Here is a 16160-nt window from a genome sequence, read left to right as displayed (position 1 = left end):
GGCGATGGAGGCCCACCGCGTTCGGCTTTATCTTGCAGCTTGTAGCTCGAAGCTTGCAGCTCTCAAACCAACTCAGCCCGCTTCAGCTCGCTCTTCATGTACGCATAGTACACCGGCCCCGCTACCACCCCAGGCAACCCGAACGCCGCCTCGAACACCAGCATCGCCAGCAACAGCTCCCAGGCCTTGGCACTGATCTGCCCCCCCACGATCCGTGCGTTGAGGAAGTACTCGACCTTGTGGATAACGATCAGATACCCCAGCGCGGCCGCAGCCACCCAGATCGACAGCGACATGCCAACGATGGTGATCAGGGTGTTGGACATCAGGTTGCCGATCACCGGCAACAGCCCGAGCAGGAAGGTCAGCACGATCAGCGTCTTGGTCAGCGGCAGGTGCACACCGAACAGTGGCAGCACCACGGCAAGGAAAATACCGGTGAACACGGTGTTGAGCAGCGAGATCTTGATCTGCGCGAAGACGATGTTGCGAAACGCCTGCACCAGCAGGCTCAGGCGCTCGAACAAGGCGGCTGCCAGCGGTTTGCGCCGGGAAATGTCGGGGATGCGCTGCAGGGCGATGATGGCGCCGAGAATCATGCCGATCAGCAGCGTCACGAACATGTGCGCCATGCCCTTGCCTACCAGTTGCAGGTCGCTGAGGTGGCTCTTGACCCAGTCCCCGATGGCCACCTTGAACTCTGCGGCACTGGCCGGCAGGTAGGCCTCGATGAACGGCGGCAACTGGCCACGGGCACGCTCGAACAGGGCCATGAACTTGTCCAGCGAGGCGCCGGGGTTCTCTGCCTCGTGCAGCAAGAAGCTGAACGCGCCGGCGATCAGCAAGGTCAGAGTACTGACCACCAGGGTACCCAGCAGCGCCACCGCCAGCCAACGTGCGCGTTGCCCGGCAATGATCGGCTGCAGGCGTGGCGTGAGCATGTTGACCAGCTCGAACACCAGCAGCCCGGCCAGCAGGCTGGGTAACAATTTCAGGGGGAGCGCCAGCAGCAGGCCGGCAAATACGATGATCCAGCTTGCCAGGGTGACCTGGCGGGGGGTGAAAGTCATACAGCCTCAACGGCAGACAACGGAAAAGAACCGCAGTCTGCCAGCCTTCGTCCTACAGGCATAGGCGCAGGTCATTTCTTCTTGAGGCAGTCACTCATGTAGGCCTTGCGCTCGTCGCCCTTGAGCGCCTGGGCGCTGGCGTCAGCGTTGCAGATCTTCATCTTTTCCTGCTGGGTGGGCGGTACGCTTTTCTTCAGGCAGGTGCTCATGAAGGCTTTGCGCTCATCGCCCTTGAGCGCCTTGGCAGAAGCGTCGGCATTGCACGAGGTCATCTTTTCCTGTTGAGCGGTGGCAGCGAATCCCTGCGCACTGAACATAACAGCCAACGCCAGCAATGGCATGTGCAGCATCTTCATGGAGTGGTCTCCTTGTCTCCCGCGCCCGATGCACGGTGTCGCATGTGAGTGTAGACAACACATTTTACACACCCGTCCGCGCTTGCCGCCGGTACTGCTCCGGCGTGCAATGGGCCTGACGCTGGAACATGGCGATGAATGCCGAGGCGCTGCTGTAGCCCAGGTCGAAGGCGATGGCCTGTATCGGCAAGCCGGCCTCCAGCGCTTCGATGGCCCGCAAGAACCTCAAGCGCAGGCGCCACTCACCAAAGCTGATGCCCAGCTCGCGCAGAAATTGCCGCGCCAGGGTGCGCTCGCTGACATGCACCCGCGCCGCCCAGTCCGCCAACGGGCGGTTGTCACCAGGTTCGGCGCCGAGGGCATCGAGCACCTGGCGCAGGCCCTCGCTCCGAGCGAAGGGCAAGTAGCAGGTCTGGGTGGGTGCCAGCAGCAACTGATCGAGCAGCACCTGCACCAGGCGCTGGTCGCGTTCGTCCTGAGCCACCTTGACGTCGCGGCGGGCGAAGTCGCCGAGGATGGCCTTGAGGATATCGCTGATCACCAGGCTGCACGCCTGCTGCGGCAGCCCGGCGCACAGGCGGCGGTCCAGATAGACCGAGCGGTAAACGATGGCCTGAGGGTTGTAGCAACCATGCTGGGTATCCGGCGGCACCCAGACGGCGTAATGCGGGGGTGACAGAAAACGCTGGCCATCGACATCCAGGTGCATGACGCCATGGGCGGTGTAGTTGAGCTGGCCCCAGGTGTGGCGATGGGGCGGGCTGTGAGTGTCGGCGCCAAATTCGTCGTGGCGCAGGTACACAGGCGCAGGAAGTTGGTCGAATTGGGGGATGTCGAGGTATTTGCGGTGCATGCTGTCTGCTTCAAGGGGCAGGTTGTCTGGATAGGAGTATAGGCTTGCTGACAGACACCCGATAATACCGGGCCACACTACAACCTCTGTGTGCTAGCGCAAACGCGCCCACAGAGGCTAGTAAGCATCCGAGAGCCGTTGCGTCATGAATTATCTGTACCCCCTTACCGCTATCCTCATCTGGGCCGGCAACACCGTGGTCACCAAGCTGTCAGCAGGTGCCATCCACCCTGCCGAGATCGGCTTCTACCGCTGGCTGCTCGCGGGGCTGCTGTTCACCCCATTCCTGCTGCCGGCCGTATGGCGCAACCGCGCAGCCATCCGTGCGCACCTGGCCAGAATCTTCGTCCTTGGCGTGCTCGGCATGGCCCTGTACCAAAGCCTCGCCTACTTCGCGGCCAGCATCACAAGCGCTACCAACATGGGCATCATTCTCTCGCTGATGCCCTTGATGTCGCTGGCCCTGTCCATCGCATGGCTCGGTCAGCGGCTGAGCTACGGTGCGCTGACAGGCGCGGTGGTGTCGTTCATCGGCGTGCTGGAAGTCGTCTCCGCCGGCCAGCCCGGCATCTTGCTGGAGCAAGGCCTGAACCGCGGTGACCTGCTGATGCTGGTGGCCACCCTGGCCTACGCGCTGTACAGCTTCCTGCTGAAGAAATGGCAGCTGCGCCTGCCGCCCTTGCAGCTGCTGTACCTGCAGGTGCTGGTGGCAATCATTGTCTTGCTGCCACTGTTCCTGCTTTCGGACAAAACCGGCCTGAACGTGCATAACGTGGGCCTGGTGCTGTACGCCTGTGTGCTGGCCTCGATGGTCGCGCCGCTTGTGTGGATGCAGGCCGTGCACCGCCTGGGGCCAAGCCGCACCACGCTGTTCTTCAACCTGCTGCCACTGGTGACCGCGCTGATCGCAGCCGCAGTGCTCGACGAGCAACTGGCCAGCTACCACCTGATCGGCGGCTTGCTGACCCTGGCCGGGGTGGTCCTCGCCGAACGCTGGACCACCCCCGTGCGCCGCAGCGCTACAGCCCCGCAGCCTTGAGGCGGGCGGCGTGCTCGGTGAACAGCCGCACCGGCTCGGCGCCCTTGCCCACGGCGCCGAGCGACTGGTTGACGATGTCCAGGTGATCGAGCGGGTAGTCATCACCGATCACCTGCCCCAAGTGTGAACTGAAGCGCCCGACCATGCCGTCACACTGGCCCTTTTCCTTGACGAAGCTGCGGGCGAACAGGCGGCAGAAGCGGTTGCTGCCGTCAAAGCGGTTACGCCCCTGGTCGGTGATACCCGGCTGCAAGGTGCCTGACCACGAATAGTAACGCACGCCGTTGACCTCTCCCGCGCCCTCACCGCCCCAGGTGTCGGGCAGGCCCTGTGGATAAACCTGGTTGAACAGCGCTACGCCAGCGCTGGTCAGCGATTGGTGCGAGGCATGCACGTCGATAGGCAATGAGTCGCGGCGCCAGCCGGTTTCCAACCACCCCAGCAGCACCGCCAGGCCATGCAAAACAGCCCTGAGGATGCGCCCTTGGGGTGAATCGCCCGGCGCTGTGCGAGCCAGGTGGTCGGCCAGTTCCGAACCATGGTTGGGGCCGGCTACCGAAGTCACCGAGGCCACCCGGCCAGGCCGCTTGGCTGCGGCATAACGCGCGCTCAGGGCGCCTTGGCTATGGCCGATCAGGTTGACCTTGTCAGCAGCGGTGCGCTGGCAGATGTCTTCGATGATTGCCAGCAACTGCTCACCACGCACTTCGCTGGAGTGCAAGGGCGATACCTGCACGGGGAACACCTGCGCCCCGCCCTTGCGCAAGGCCGGCACGATGCCGAACCAATAGGGATAGAGCAATGCCCTGACAAAGCCGAGCATGCCCGGTACCAGCACCAACGGGTATCGCGTAGCCAATTCCTGCTGCATGGGCCCAGCCCCTTTTGCGTGGACGTTCGGCCAACACTACAGCGGCATGAATGACCATCGCAATCGAACTCCTGACGCGCCGTGCGGTTCCAAACCAGAACAGACCCTTGAGCAAGGAGCGGGACCATGTACAAACAGACCCTGGCAATCCTTCTGGCAAGCGCGACCCTGGCCGCCTGTGGCAGCCGCCCGGAAAACCCGGTGGACTACGTCACCTACCGCGACGAGCCGCTGGTCAAGCAAGTCGAAAACGGCATGACCATGCAGAAAGTCATCGCCATCGGCGGCAGCCCATCGAATGCGATCGACCTGCCGCACGGAGGCACCTGCAACGACTACATCCTCAACCGCGATGGCCATCAGCAGCCTTACTACGTGCGCTTCGATGCCACCGGCCATGTCGATGCCAAGGGCTTCAAGACGTGCAAACAACGAGAAGAGGACAGCGAAGCCGTACACGGCGCGTGAGCCTGCGCAACACCTTGACCACCCGTCCTGATTTGTCTGGAGAAAACCATGAGCAACGTTGAACTGACCGATGTGCAAACCCTGCGCAAGCGTGCCCGTGAGCACGTCGAGCAAGGCGCGGTGACCGAGGGTTACCACGCCGACCGCCAGGAAATTCTGCGCCTGCTCAATGAGTCGCTGGCCACCGAGCTTGTCTGCGTACTGCGCTACAAGCGTCATTACTTCATGGCCAGCGGGATCAAGGCGAGCGTGGCTGCCGAGGAGTTTCTCGAGCATGCCAACCAGGAAGCCGAACACGCCGACAAGCTTGCCGAGCGCATCGTGCAACTGGGTGGCGAGCCGGACTTCAACCCGGACAACCTGACCAAGAATTCCCATGCCCAGTACGTAGCAGGCAACTCGTTGAAGGAGATGGTGCTGGAGGACTTGGTGGCCGAACGCATCGCGATCGACAGCTACCGCGAGATCATTCAGTACATTGGCGACAAAGACCCGACTACGCGTCGCATCTTCGAGGACATCCTGGCTCAGGAAGAAGAACACGCAGACGACATGTCCGATCTGCTGCAAGGCTTGTAATCGCCAGGGGCCGCTTCGCGGCCCCGGTTCACTTATTGCTTGCCCTTCACCTCAGCCGGCGCCTTGCCGGCTTTCATCTGCTGCAGCAACGGCGTGCACTGGTTGGGCTCATCGCCACTGCTTGGCGCCACCAGCGCCAGCAGCCCCGCCGCAGGCCCTGCAACTACCCCCAGTGCCACCATGCCCACGCCGCGCAATGCCAGCGGCACCGCCTGCACGCCCGCACCGGGCTTGGCGAACGGCCCGCGGACATACAGCGGCGAACGCAGCGAGAACAGCCGCAAGCCTTTCGATTCAGGAGTGATCTCAAGGTCCAGCTGCTCGCTGGCGAAGTTGGCCGTGCCGTTGACGTAGATGATCGCGTTCTCGGTATCGAATATGAACAGGCGCGTGCTCGCCAGCCCGTCCTTGATACCAACATCAGCTGCTGCGCAGTTGATCTGCACATCCTCATCGCCAAACAGCTTGCCGATCACGTAGTTGCCCACGTTCAACCCGGCAATCTCCATCAGGCTGCGGCTGATCGCACCATCGTTGATCAGCATGCGCAGGTCGCCATTGGCCGTGCCCAGCAGGGCTGCCACCGAGTTGCCGCGGCCGCTGATATCGGCATCGCCGTTGAGCTCACCGAAGCTGGTCTGCATCGGCGCAAAGGTGGGGAACAGCTGCTTGAGCTTGAAGCCACGTGCGGTCAGCCGAGCGTGCCCCTGCAGCGGTACGCTGCGGCCATCCAGGCGTATCCTGGAGGCCAGGTTGCCACCGGCCACCCCAAAGCGCAGCGGCTCCAGGCGCAGCAGGCCGTCCTCGAGGATTACATGGGCAGAGAGGTCTTTGAACGGCAATTGCTCACTGTGGACGATTCGTTTGCCGGCAAACTCGACGTCGGCGTCCATGGTGCGCCAGCGATCAGTGCGGAACTCCTCCACCGGCAGCACCTTGCCGGCAGGCTGCTTGCTGGCGCCCCCGCGGGCTTTCTGCTCGGCGTTGGAGTCGGCACCGATCAGCGGTGCCAAGTCTTTGAACAACAACTGGTTGGAGACCAGCTTGCCAGATAGCTTAGGCCGCGGCTGGCTGGCGACGAACGCCAGGTCGCCGTGGATGTCACTGTTGCCGATCTTGCCGTTGAATCCTTCGTAGTTGAACGTCGCACCTTCGGCCGCCTGCAGGTTGGCCTTCAGGTGACCATCGGTTTCGTAGGCTGGTGTGTCTGGCAGGGTCACCCCCGTCAGCGGATAAAGGTTACCCAAACTGGCGCCTGACAAGCGCAGGCGAAGATCCAGCGCCCCCAGGTTGCGAGGGTCGGTCAGGGTGCCTGCGAGCACTACGTGGGTATCGGCAACGCGCACGTCGGCCTGCAACGGAAATGGCTGGCTGGCGTCCTGCAGCGCCAGCAGGCCACCAATCTTGCCAGTACCGGAGACTGGCTGCCCCTTGTAACGGCCCTGGGCCTTGAGCCCGAAGGCATAGTCCTGAGCGCCGCCGGCCTTGTCGGCACTTGCCTTACCCACGATCTCGCTGAACGGTATGGGTTTGCCCAGCGGATCTATCTGTACCTTCATGCTGGTTTTCAGGGTCTGGTCGTCGAAGCTGACATTACCTTGGTCAAAACCGATGGCACCGATATCCAGCTGCCACTTGGAGGGCTGTGCATTCTCATCCTTGGGGCCGAAATCGAAGGTCCAGTTGGCGCGGCCATCGGCCAGGCGAGTAAGGCTGGCGGTGGGTTTGACCAGGTCGATGCGCGGGATGACGATCTGCTGGAATACCAGCGGCAGCGGCGCCAGTCGAAATTCCACACGCTCCAGGCCGACCATCTTCGGCTCCTTCAGCCACTCGGGATTGCCTAGGGCCAGGTCCTCGGCAATGAAGTGCGGCCACGGTACCCAGGCGCGCCACCCGCCTTCATCCGGCTCAGTGCGCCAGTGCACCGCCAGGTTACCGTTGATCGCGAACGGCCGGTGCAACGCTTCGGAGACTTTCTCGTTAAGCAATGGCTTGACCCGGTTCCAGTCGAAGGTGGCGATCACCACCACCAGTATCGCCAGCAAGGTCAGCAGGCTGGTAAGGGTCCAGACGAGGATTCTGGCGGGACGCGTCATTGCGTTATTCTCCTGACGGCTTGGGGCAAAACGGGCGCAACGATCGCACTCAATATCTCCGACTGATGAAAGCCCCCAGGGTTTTATCCATGAAGCCCATGACGGTGAAGTTTTCTTGCCTACCTGCTCAGCTTTTTATCACAGGATGCCTTGAAACACCTGCGTTAGAGCCTTGACACCGCGCTATCAATACCATCGATTGTTACCATTACCCGTATGAACTTCTCTCTGGCGTTGCCGAGCGTAGCATTGGCTTCGTACCCACTTTCCAGCCCCCGAGAGGAGCACCGAAATCATGAAACGCCAATTGCTGACCCTGACGCTGTCCATCCTTGCTGCCAACGCCTTCGCCGTTCCAGCTGCCGATCAGCACCTGACCGCCGAATCGCGCTCCAGCGCTGTTGAAATGGCCCAACCGCTGAAAACCGTTGCCGAAGGTGGTGCCGAGCGTCTGATCGAACGCAGTGGCCGTGTCGCCGAAGGCGGTTCGGATCGCCTGATCGAGCGCACTGGCCGTGTTGCCGAGGGTGGTTCGGATCGTCTGATCGAGCGCACCGGCCGTGTTGCCGAGGGTGGTTCGGATCGTCTGATCGAGCGCACCGGCCGTGTTGCCGAGGGTGGTTCGGATCGTCTGATCGAGCGCACCGGCCGCGTTGCCGAGGGTGGTTCGGATCGTCTGATCGAGCGCACCGGCCGCGTTGCCGAAGGCGGTTCGGATCGCCTGATCGAAATCAGCCGTGTGAGCTGATCTCCATGGCCGAAAACAACAACCTGCATCAAAGTGCCTACCCACCTCCCAGCCCGGTCAATTGACCGGGCTTTGTTTTCAGGTAACACCGCCCCGCGCAACTGGTAATTCTGCTAGTTCCACATCGCCCATCGCCATTGCTAGGTTACTGAAGGTATGGCTACGGAGCGTTCAAATGAGAAACCCGGCAACCGATCTGATAGCACTCAGGCCTGACTGGCTGGACGAAAGACTGCTGGCGCTCATCGCCCGGCCGATCGAGAACAGCGAAGAGGCCAAACGAACCTTCATTGAACTGTTGGCGCAGCCAAGCCTGCAGGGCGATGCATTGCTTGCCGATCTGCCTAAGTTGCTTCGGTTTCATACAACCTGTGCCATGCATGACGGTGCTCTGGCATCGATGATCTCGATTCACTACAACTTGTGCATGGGCTCGATCAAATCGATGGGCAATGACAGTGACTATGTGCGCAGCCTGTACAAGCAGTTGAACGAAGGCACGGCAATCGGTGTATACCTCGCCACGGAACTGGGGTATGGCAGCAATCTTTTCTCACTGGAAACAGAAGCACGCTATTGCCCCGAGCGACAGATATTCGTGCTTGATTCGCCCAGCCGCCAATCCTACAAGTTCATGCCAAACAGCACGCATAGCCCCTTGCCCAAGATTGCAGTGGTGATGGCGCGCCTGATGGTCAACGACAAGTTCATCGGTATCTTGCCGTTTCTTGTGCCACTGCATGCGGGCGACACGGCCTTCCCCGGTGTTCGTATTACTGCACTGGGCCACAAACCAGGGATGCACCTGGACAATGCCATGACCTCGTTCGAAAACGTTGAACTCCCTTACGAGGCGCTCTTGCAGCGAGGCACCATCGAACTGGACCGCGATGGGCAACTGCGCACGCTGGCCACTACACGCAGCCAACGCTTCATGCGCTCCATCGAACGTGTCCAGTCCGGCAAGCTGTGCATGGCCAGTTGCGCCCTGGCGGTGGCGATGGCCGGCTTGCATATCAATTACACCTACGCACAGAAACGCCAGACCTTCAGCCCGGCCGGTCCGGTCAACTTGCTTGCCCATCCCACCTATCGCCACCCACTGGCCATTGATGTCGTGACCAACCTTGTTCATGCCGCGTGGCTTGAACAGATCGTCGCCAGGCACGGCAAGGATGCGCTCAAGCCTTTAGCGCCTGACGTACTCAACGAAGTGGCAATTCTCAAGGCAGTTTCAACCTGGGCCAGCCAGGACATTCTGGTACGCTGCCGTGAACGTTGTGGCGCACAAGGCATGTTCGCGGCGAACAAGATCATCGGTTACCTGTTGAACAATAACGGCGCGATCACCGCCGAAGGCGAAAATCTGGTGATCATGCTCAAGGCCGCTGCCTACTTCATGAAACACGCGGCCCCAGCCAGCGCGCACGCAGTGAAGGGCAAAAAGCGCCAGCGTCTGCTCGAACACCTCGACACCTGTATCGACCTCATCCGCTCAGGCATTGCCGACAAGCGTGACCGGTTCTTGCAAAGCGAGGACATGCTGCTGGCCAAGCTGCTGGGGGTACGCATGGCCAGTGTGCGCTACCTGGCCCATATCGACGAAAGCCCACTGGATGGCGTTATCCTCGATGTGTTTCTGCTCAGCCAGTTAGAGCAACACGCTGTGGCGCTGGTACGGACCCAGGCAGCATCCTCCAGGCAGATCAGGAGCTGGGCAAACCGCAAACAGGCACTGCTGGTGCAGCATGCACCCTTGATTCTGGAGCGGTTGAAACGCATGGACATGAGAATGTTGGAGGTGCCGATCAGCAGCGACAGCTACATCGAGCATTACGCTTCCCGCCACCACGACGGGCAGGCAGCGTGAAACCTTTTTTTGACTTTTGTCCATGAGCCAATAAAGTGCAGGTTTCCTTCGCGATCAATGGCCTGACATGCTGCCGCGCGCCGAACAGAAGCTACAGACTCGCCAGGCCCTGCTCGACGCGGCCTGCCAGCTCATGGAAAGTGGCCGTGGTTTCGGCAGCATCAGCCTGCGCGAAGTGGCCAAGGCCGCCGGCATCGTGCCCACCGGGTTCTATCGGCACTTCACCGACATGGACGCCCTGGGCCTGGCTCTGGTGGCCGAGGTCGATGACACCTTCCGCCAGACCATCCGCCTGGTGCGGCAGAACGAGTTCGAACTGGGCGGTATCACCGACGCCTCGGTACGCATCTTCCTCGACGTGGTAGCCGCCCACCGGGCCCAGTTCCTGTTCCTGGCCCGCGAGCAGTACGGCGGCTCGCAGGCGGTGCGCCAGGCTATCGGCCGCCTGCGCCAAGGTATCAGCAACGACCTGGCTACCGACCTTGCGCGAATGAAACGCTGGCAGCACCTGAACGGAGCAGCGCTGGCGGTGATTGCCGACCTGGTGGTGAAGACCGTGTTCGCCACCCTGCCGGAACTGATCGACAACCCTGAACAAGGTTATCCACAGGCGCTGAGTGCACGGGACAAGATCACCCAGCAGTTGCGCTTCATCTTCGTCGGTGCGCGGCATTGGCAGGGTTTGGGTAATCCGGGCTGAAGCGCACTTCTGCTACCATGGCGCACTGCCGATTGTGACGAGCGCATTCATGTCCGACCCCCGCCCCACTCCAGCCGAACTGGCCCGCTTCAACCAGCACTTCGCCGAACGCATCGTGCCAGTGTGGCTGGGCCCCGGCTGGAATCCCGAAATGGCCCTGCCCTACGAGGCCCTGGATGCTACGCACCGCCCGCTGCCAGTGCAGCGCTACCGGGCGATGGCCTGCGCGCGTCAGTTGTACCTGTTCAGCAGCCGTATCGAGCAACCGGGAGCGGCAGAGCGGGCCGCAGCGCTGTTTCGCTCGCTGCAGCGGCATTTCCACGACGCCGAACATGGTGGCTGGTTCTACAGCATCGATGCCCAAGGCAAACCGCTGGACCGGCGCAAAGACCTCTACACCCACGCATTCATCGTGTTTGCCTGCGCTCATTACTGGGGAAAAGTCCGCGAAAGCCTGGTGGAATCGGCGCTCAATGCTGCCCTCGAGATCGTCAGCGAGCAGTTTGCCCGCGATGACGGCCTTTACGAAGCGAGCCTCGGTGAAGACTGGTCCGACCTCGGCAGCGGCCCGCTGCAAAACCCACAGATGCACCTGGCCGAAGCTTTCCTGCAGGTTCTCGCCGTGCGTGCAGATCAAGGTGTGCAACAGGCGCTGTTGCAACTGTGCCAAGCCCTGCAGACACACTTCATCGAACCGCAACATGGCCTGATGCTGGAAAAACCCCGCGGTGCTGTGGATAACTGGTTCGAGCCGGGGCACCAGTTCGAGTGGTTCTACCTGCTGCATACCTCGGCACTGCTGCGCGGTACGCCGCTGCATGCGTCCATCGACCGCGCATTCGCTTACGCCGAGCAGTGCGGAGTGAAGGATGCTGCCGTGCTGGCGATGCTGGCTGTGGATGGCCAGGTGATCGATGCGACCCAGCGCATCTGGGCACAGGCGGAGTACCTGCGGGCGCTGGCCTTGCGGTCAGGGAGTGAAGTGAAGGTGGCTGAACAGTTGCAGGCAATGGAACAGCGCTTCCTGCACGATGGTGGCTGGTATGAGTGCCGCGATGGTGAAGGTGCGGTCAGCCGCCATGACATGCCTTCGACTACGCCCTATCACCTGGCGACTTGCCTGGAAGGCTTGCACCGGCTGAACTGACGCAATTGCCGGCAAGCTGGCTTCCACAGAGCAAGCAGAGCCGCAACACCTGTGGCAGCCGGCTTGCCGCCGATTGGGCGGCGAAGCGCCCTTACTGCATCAGCCTTTCACCGAACGATCGATCGATAACCCAGCCCAATCCTGGCTCACCGGCATCACCTCCAGGCTGTTGATGTTGATGTGAGCCGGCTGATTGAGGATCCAGAAGATAGTCTCGGCGATATCCTGCGGCTGAATAGGCTCGGCACCGGCGTAGGTGGCATCATACTTGGCCTGGTCCCCACCGAACCGCACCAGCGAAAACTCGCTTTCGCACAGCCCTGGCTCAAGGTTGCTGACACGCACGCCCGTGCCACGCAGGTCACAACGCAGGCTGAGCGAGAACTGGCCGACGAACGCCTTGGTACCGCCATAGACGTTGCTGCCAGGGTACGGATAGTTGCCCGCCACCGACCCCACGTTGAGGATCGACGCCCCCCGGCCGTGGGCGATCAGGCGTGGCAGCAGCAAGCGGGTGGTGTACATCAGGCCCTTGATGTTGGTATCGACCATGGTTTCCCAGTCGTCCAGGCTGCAGTTCTGCGCCGCATCGACGCCCAGCGCAAGGCCTGCGTTATTGACCAGCCCGCGTAGCTTGTCAAAGCCCGCTGGCAGGTTGGCTATAGCGTGTTCCATGGCCTTGCGGTCACGTACATCGAGCACCAGGCCGTGCACTTCGGTCTTGGCCGACAGTTCGGCGCACAGGGCATCCAGGCGATCCTTGCGCCGGCCGGTGAGGATCAGCTTCCAGCCGGCGTCGGCGAAGCGGCGAGCCGTGGCCTCGCCAAAACCGGAAGTCGCGCCAGTGATGAATACGGTGGACGTCATGCTCTGTTCCTCGCTGTGGATTATTTTCGGCAAGCTTTGCAGCATGCCCGCGACGGGCGTAGTCAGCAAGCCATCGAGGCACTTGGTCATTTTTTGTACATTACCCGCAAAGCCGCATGGCAGAGGGTCCAGCGCGAGCTATGCGCATGTTATCCACAAGGCTTTCCCCACGGATTGGGGGCAACTTCGCCATCAGGCGGAACCCTTTCAGCCACCTACGGTCAGGATCACGCGTTGCGGTAATGGCGCACCCTTTCAAACATGCCGCTTACAGCAGTCTGTCCAAGGGTTTCGCACAGAGTTATCCACAGGCTGGTAGCCTATCGTTAGCGCTCTAAGGCGTCTGCGAAAACCCGCGCTGAATGACTCATAACAGCAACTGATCAAAATATGAACAGAACCGTGCAGGCCTTGATCTCATTGGGTTGCAGCTAGATGCCACCATGTTTTCCACAGGCGGCTCCACATTATCCGTGGACAACAATGAGCCTGTGGAAACAATGGCTTGCGTAGGGGTTGTGGCAAAGCTCAAGAAAGATATGCGACAAGTTGTCCACATTCGCCAGGTGATGCCGATCGGGGCCGCACAGCAGCCCCGGATTCAGCTTAGTGCCCGCCAAGATAGGCGCTGCGAACCTCTTCGTTGACCAACAACTCCTGCCCGGTGCCGGTCATGCGAATCTCGCCGTTCACCATGACATAGGCGCGGTCGGACAACTTCAAGGCATGGTTGGCGTTTTGCTCCACCAAAAAGATGGTCATCCCGGTCTTGGCCAGTTCGCGCAGGGTCGAAAAGATCTGCTTGACCACGATCGGCGCCAGCCCCAGCGACGGCTCGTCGAGCAGCAGCAACTTGGGCCGACTCATCAGCGCACGGGCAATGGCCAGCATCTGCTGCTCACCACCGGACATGGTCATCGCACGCTGGTTGCGCCGCTCCTTCAACCGAGGGAACAGCTCGAACATGCGTTGCATGTCCTCACTGGCATATTTGTCACCGATAGGGATGGTACCCATCATCAGGTTTTCCTCGACGCTCATGTCGGGGAACACCCGGCGCCCTTCCGGCGACTGGGCGATGCCATTGGATGCGATGTAGTGCGACGACTTGCGGGTAATGTCGGTGCCACGGTAGACAATCTGCCCCGAGGCTGCGCGCGGCTGGCCGAAGATGGACATCAGCAGGGTCGACTTGCCGGCACCGTTGGCGCCGATCAGGCTCACGGTCTCACCTTCATCGATGTGCATCGAGACCTTTTTCAACGCCTGGATCGGCCCGTAGAACACGTCCAGGTCCTTCAGTTCCAGAATGGGTGCACTCATACCAGCTCCTCTTCGTCGGCACCCAGGTAGGCGGCGATCACCGTCGGGTTGTGGCGGATATCCTGCGGCGCGCCTTCGGCGATCACGTTGCCGTGGTCGAGCACGACGATATGGTCGGAAATGCTCATGACCATGCCCATGTCGTGTTCGATCAGCACCACGGTGATGTCGTGCTCGTCACGCAGCACGCGGATCATACGGCTAAGTGCTTCGGTCTCCTGCGGGTTGAGGCCGGCCGCCGGTTCGTCCAGGCAGATGATCTTCGGCCGCGTGCACATGGCCCGGGCGATTTCAAGGCGGCGTTGCTGGCCATACGACAGCTCCCCGGCCAGGCGGTTGGCACAGTCGACCAGATCGACTACCTCCAGCCAGTAGAATGCGTGGTCCAGGGCATCACTCTCGGCCTTGCGGTAGGCCTTGGTGTTGAGCACGCCGGCCAGCAGGTTGCGGTTGACCCACATGTGCTGGGCGACCAGCAGGTTCTCCACCACCGACATTTCCTTGAACAGGCGAATGTTCTGGAAGGTGCGCGCCAGCCCCGCGCGGTTGACCAGGTGGGTGCCGCCGAACATCTTGTAGTACAGGCGTGAACCAAAACGTGCCGGCGAAACGAAGTCCGCCGCCTGGAAGCGCTCACCAAGCAACTGGATGACGTTGGTATGGCTGCCGCGCACGTTCAGCTCGATGCGCCCGCCGCTGGCCTTGTAAAAACCGGTCAGGCAGTTGAACACCGTGGTCTTGCCGGCGCCGTTGGGGCCGATCAGGGCGAAGATCTGGTTACGCTTGACCTTGAGGCTGACGTCGCTGAGCGCCTTGATGCCACCGAACTGCATCATCAGGTTGTCGACCGAGAGAATGATTTCGTCGCTCATGGCGCCACTCCTTTACGCGGGACCACACCGGCGCGGCTGATGCGGATCAGCCCACGCGGTCGCCAGATCATCATCAGCACCATCAGCACACCGAACAGCAGCACCCGGTATTCGGAGAAGCTGCGCAGCAGCTCCGGCGCTACGGTCAGTACGAACGCAGCGATCACCACGCCCACGGTCGAACCCATGCCGCCCAGTACGACAATGGCCAGAATGAGCGCCGACTCGAAGAAGGTGAACGAGGACGGGTTGACGAAGCCTTGGTAGGTGGCGAAGAACACCCCGGCGAGGCCCGCAGTGGAGGCCCCCAGGGTGAAGGCCGAAAGCTTGACCAGCACATGGTTCAGGCCCATCGAGCGGCAGGCGATTTCGTCCTCACGCAGCGCTTCCCAAGCGCGGCCAACCGGCATGCGGGTCAGCCGATGCTTGATGTACAGCACCGCCAGCACGACCAGGAACAGCACGGCATAGATGAACACGAACTTCAGATTGGCGTTGTAATCGAAGCCGAAGTACTCGTGGATCGGCACCCCGCCATCCTTGGCTCGACGGCCGAACTCCAGGCCAAAGAAGGTCGGCGCCGGGGCCGGCATGCCGTTCGGGCCACCGGTGAACGACAGCCAGTTGTTCAGCACCAGGCGGATGATCTCGCCAAAGCCCAGGGTCACGATCGCCAGGTAGTCACCGTGCATGCGCAACACCGGAAAGCCCAGTATGCACCCCGCCAGAGCCGCGGCGATGGCCGCCAGTGGCAGCACACTCCAGAACCCCAGCCCCAGGTACTGATAGCCCAGCGCCAGGCCATAGGCGCCAATGGCGTAGAACGCCACGTAGCCCAGGTCGAGCAGGCCCGCCAGGCCTACCACGATGTTCAGGCCAAGGCCCAGCAGCACGTAGATCAGGCCCAGGATGACCACGGTCAGCAGGTACTTGTTGGCGAAGATGGGGAAGACGATGGCGATCACGATCAGCGCCGGAATGATGTAACGCAGACGCGACTTGTAGTTCGGTGCATTGACGTGCACCCCCGAGCCGCCGCTGTCGAAGCCTTGCAACATGCGTTTGCCTGCGGCGGTCTGCAGGTACAGGCTGAGCAGGAAGCGCCCGGCCATCACGCCACCGACCAGCCAGGCCACGCGGCGGGGTTCGGCATTGAAGCTATAGCCGTCGAGCACCACGCCGACGACCGGACCAAAGACAATGAGCGCGAGCAGGCCGGCGACGATGGTCTCGAGCAAGCTGCGTTTGAGATCGAAACCTTGGGTTTCGGAAACGGAGGCAGTTTTGGCAGTGGACAT

The 16160-nt window shown here is 61.5% G+C and carries 16 protein-coding genes; 7 read left to right on the top strand and 9 right to left on the bottom strand.

The genetic code is table 11. From position 1 onward, the window contains the following. Positions 1-62 precede the first annotated feature (62 nt). The 3 genes from ACEWE8_RS18935 to ACEWE8_RS18925 all read right to left on the bottom strand — a co-directional run bounded on the left by ACEWE8_RS18935 (position 63) and on the right by ACEWE8_RS18925 (position 2279). Positions 63-1070: an AI-2E family transporter gene (locus ACEWE8_RS18935; RefSeq protein WP_046787823.1), complete on the bottom strand. Its 1008-nt coding sequence runs from the start codon at positions 1068-1070 to the stop codon at positions 63-65. A 71-nt stretch (positions 1071-1141) separates the two neighbouring features. Beyond that, positions 1142-1426 carry a PsiF family protein gene (locus ACEWE8_RS18930; protein WP_046787822.1) on the bottom strand — a complete coding sequence of 95 codons (285 nt, stop codon included), beginning with the start codon at positions 1424-1426 and terminating at the stop codon, positions 1142-1144. 64 nt (positions 1427-1490) lie between these two features. Next, entirely contained in the window at positions 1491-2279 is a 789-nt protein-coding gene (locus tag ACEWE8_RS18925; RefSeq protein ID WP_046787821.1) for a helix-turn-helix transcriptional regulator, read from the bottom strand. A 145-nt stretch (positions 2280-2424) separates the two neighbouring features. On the opposite strand from ACEWE8_RS18925, the gene ACEWE8_RS18920 reads away from it, so the two are divergent. After that, complete coding sequence (locus ACEWE8_RS18920; RefSeq protein ID WP_046787820.1) at positions 2425-3318, top strand: DMT family transporter; 894 nt, start codon at positions 2425-2427, stop codon at positions 3316-3318. Here the strand turns inward: ACEWE8_RS18920 and ACEWE8_RS18915 are convergent. Further along, on the bottom strand, positions 3299-4189 hold the full coding sequence (locus ACEWE8_RS18915; RefSeq protein ID WP_046787819.1) for a triacylglycerol lipase: 891 nt from the start codon (positions 4187-4189) through the stop codon (positions 3299-3301). The two genes, ACEWE8_RS18920 and ACEWE8_RS18915, sit on opposite strands and share 20 nt — an antisense overlap. A gap of 126 nt (positions 4190-4315) precedes the next feature. Here ACEWE8_RS18915 and osmE point away from each other — a divergent pair, with 126 nt between their 5' ends. Both osmE and ACEWE8_RS18905 read left to right on the top strand, forming a co-directional pair. After that, a complete protein-coding gene (gene osmE / locus ACEWE8_RS18910) occupies positions 4316-4657 on the top strand; it encodes an osmotically-inducible lipoprotein OsmE (protein WP_046787818.1) in 342 nt (113 codons plus the stop codon). A 48-nt stretch (positions 4658-4705) separates the two neighbouring features. After that, the gene (locus ACEWE8_RS18905) at positions 4706-5236 is read left to right on the top strand and encodes a bacterioferritin (RefSeq protein WP_012316447.1); all 531 of its coding nucleotides are present in this window, start codon (positions 4706-4708) and stop codon (positions 5234-5236) included. Positions 5237-5268: 32 nt separating this feature from the next. Here the strand turns inward: ACEWE8_RS18905 and ACEWE8_RS18900 are convergent, their stop codons facing one another. Continuing rightward, positions 5269-7335: an AsmA family protein gene (locus tag ACEWE8_RS18900; protein WP_046787817.1), complete on the bottom strand. Its 2067-nt coding sequence runs from the start codon at positions 7333-7335 to the stop codon at positions 5269-5271. A gap of 295 nt (positions 7336-7630) precedes the next feature. On the opposite strand from ACEWE8_RS18900, the gene ACEWE8_RS18895 reads away from it, so the two are divergent. The 4 genes from ACEWE8_RS18895 (at position 7631) to ACEWE8_RS18880 (ending at position 11800) form a co-directional block, all read left to right on the top strand. Beyond that, on the top strand, positions 7631-8083 hold the full coding sequence (locus ACEWE8_RS18895; RefSeq protein ID WP_119687838.1) for a phage infection protein: 453 nt from the start codon (positions 7631-7633) through the stop codon (positions 8081-8083). 175 nt (positions 8084-8258) lie between these two features. Continuing rightward, positions 8259-9953: a hypothetical protein gene (locus ACEWE8_RS18890; RefSeq protein ID WP_052750486.1), complete on the top strand. Its 1695-nt coding sequence runs from the start codon at positions 8259-8261 to the stop codon at positions 9951-9953. 67 nt (positions 9954-10020) lie between these two features. Further along, on the top strand, positions 10021-10653 hold the full coding sequence (locus tag ACEWE8_RS18885) for a TetR family transcriptional regulator (RefSeq protein ID WP_046787815.1): 633 nt from the start codon (positions 10021-10023) through the stop codon (positions 10651-10653). A gap of 49 nt (positions 10654-10702) precedes the next feature. Further along, positions 10703-11800, top strand: a complete 1098-nt coding sequence (locus ACEWE8_RS18880) for an AGE family epimerase/isomerase (RefSeq protein ID WP_046787814.1) — start codon at positions 10703-10705, stop codon at positions 11798-11800. 99 nt (positions 11801-11899) lie between these two features. Here ACEWE8_RS18880 and ACEWE8_RS18875 read toward each other — a convergent pair whose 3' ends face one another. From ACEWE8_RS18875 to livM, 4 genes are all read right to left on the bottom strand, one after another. Then, positions 11900-12667 (bottom strand): SDR family oxidoreductase, encoded by a 768-nt coding sequence (locus ACEWE8_RS18875; RefSeq protein ID WP_046787874.1) that lies wholly within the window; start codon positions 12665-12667, stop codon positions 11900-11902. 606 nt (positions 12668-13273) lie between these two features. Then, on the bottom strand, positions 13274-13990 hold the full coding sequence (locus tag ACEWE8_RS18870) for an ABC transporter ATP-binding protein (RefSeq protein ID WP_012316454.1): 717 nt from the start codon (positions 13988-13990) through the stop codon (positions 13274-13276). Further along, positions 13987-14862 carry an ATP-binding cassette domain-containing protein gene (locus tag ACEWE8_RS18865; RefSeq protein ID WP_012316455.1) on the bottom strand — a complete coding sequence of 292 codons (876 nt, stop codon included), beginning with the start codon at positions 14860-14862 and terminating at the stop codon, positions 13987-13989. The genes ACEWE8_RS18870 and ACEWE8_RS18865 overlap by 4 nt, the downstream gene beginning before the upstream one ends. Next, positions 14859-16160: a high-affinity branched-chain amino acid ABC transporter permease LivM gene (gene livM / locus ACEWE8_RS18860; protein ID WP_046787813.1), complete on the bottom strand. Its 1302-nt coding sequence runs from the start codon at positions 16158-16160 to the stop codon at positions 14859-14861. The genes ACEWE8_RS18865 and livM overlap by 4 nt, the downstream gene beginning before the upstream one ends.

This window comes from Pseudomonas sp. TR47 (assembly GCF_044143025.1).
In the GTDB taxonomy this organism is placed as follows: domain Bacteria; phylum Pseudomonadota; class Gammaproteobacteria; order Pseudomonadales; family Pseudomonadaceae; genus Aquipseudomonas; species Aquipseudomonas putida_E.
Note: the sequence above shows the minus strand (reverse complement) of the source record. Positions and strands in the feature narration are given on the sequence as shown.

Excerpts from the sequence above, each read along its gene's own strand:
- ACEWE8_RS18935 (WP_046787823.1), bottom strand. The coding sequence starts at position 1,070 with ATGACTTTCACCCCCCGCCAGGTCACCCTGGCAAGCTGGATCATCGTA.
- ACEWE8_RS18930 (WP_046787822.1), bottom strand. The coding sequence starts at position 1,426 with ATGAAGATGCTGCACATGCCATTGCTGGCGTTGGCTGTTATGTTCAGT.
- ACEWE8_RS18925 (WP_046787821.1), bottom strand. The coding sequence starts at position 2,279 with ATGCACCGCAAATACCTCGACATCCCCCAATTCGACCAACTTCCTGCG.
- ACEWE8_RS18920 (WP_046787820.1), top strand. The coding sequence starts at position 2,425 with ATGAATTATCTGTACCCCCTTACCGCTATCCTCATCTGGGCCGGCAAC.
- ACEWE8_RS18915 (WP_046787819.1), bottom strand. The coding sequence starts at position 4,189 with ATGCAGCAGGAATTGGCTACGCGATACCCGTTGGTGCTGGTACCGGGC.
- osmE (WP_046787818.1), top strand. The coding sequence starts at position 4,316 with ATGTACAAACAGACCCTGGCAATCCTTCTGGCAAGCGCGACCCTGGCC.
- ACEWE8_RS18905 (WP_012316447.1), top strand. The coding sequence starts at position 4,706 with ATGAGCAACGTTGAACTGACCGATGTGCAAACCCTGCGCAAGCGTGCC.
- ACEWE8_RS18900 (WP_046787817.1), bottom strand. The coding sequence starts at position 7,335 with ATGACGCGTCCCGCCAGAATCCTCGTCTGGACCCTTACCAGCCTGCTG.
- ACEWE8_RS18895 (WP_119687838.1), top strand. The coding sequence starts at position 7,631 with ATGAAACGCCAATTGCTGACCCTGACGCTGTCCATCCTTGCTGCCAAC.
- ACEWE8_RS18890 (WP_052750486.1), top strand. The coding sequence starts at position 8,259 with ATGAGAAACCCGGCAACCGATCTGATAGCACTCAGGCCTGACTGGCTG.
- ACEWE8_RS18885 (WP_046787815.1), top strand. The coding sequence starts at position 10,021 with ATGCTGCCGCGCGCCGAACAGAAGCTACAGACTCGCCAGGCCCTGCTC.
- ACEWE8_RS18880 (WP_046787814.1), top strand. The coding sequence starts at position 10,703 with ATGTCCGACCCCCGCCCCACTCCAGCCGAACTGGCCCGCTTCAACCAG.
- ACEWE8_RS18875 (WP_046787874.1), bottom strand. The coding sequence starts at position 12,667 with ATGACGTCCACCGTATTCATCACTGGCGCGACTTCCGGTTTTGGCGAG.
- ACEWE8_RS18870 (WP_012316454.1), bottom strand. The coding sequence starts at position 13,990 with ATGAGTGCACCCATTCTGGAACTGAAGGACCTGGACGTGTTCTACGGG.
- ACEWE8_RS18865 (WP_012316455.1), bottom strand. The coding sequence starts at position 14,862 with ATGAGCGACGAAATCATTCTCTCGGTCGACAACCTGATGATGCAGTTC.
- livM (WP_046787813.1), bottom strand. The coding sequence starts at position 16,160 with ATGTCCACTGCCAAAACTGCCTCCGTTTCCGAAACCCAAGGTTTCGAT.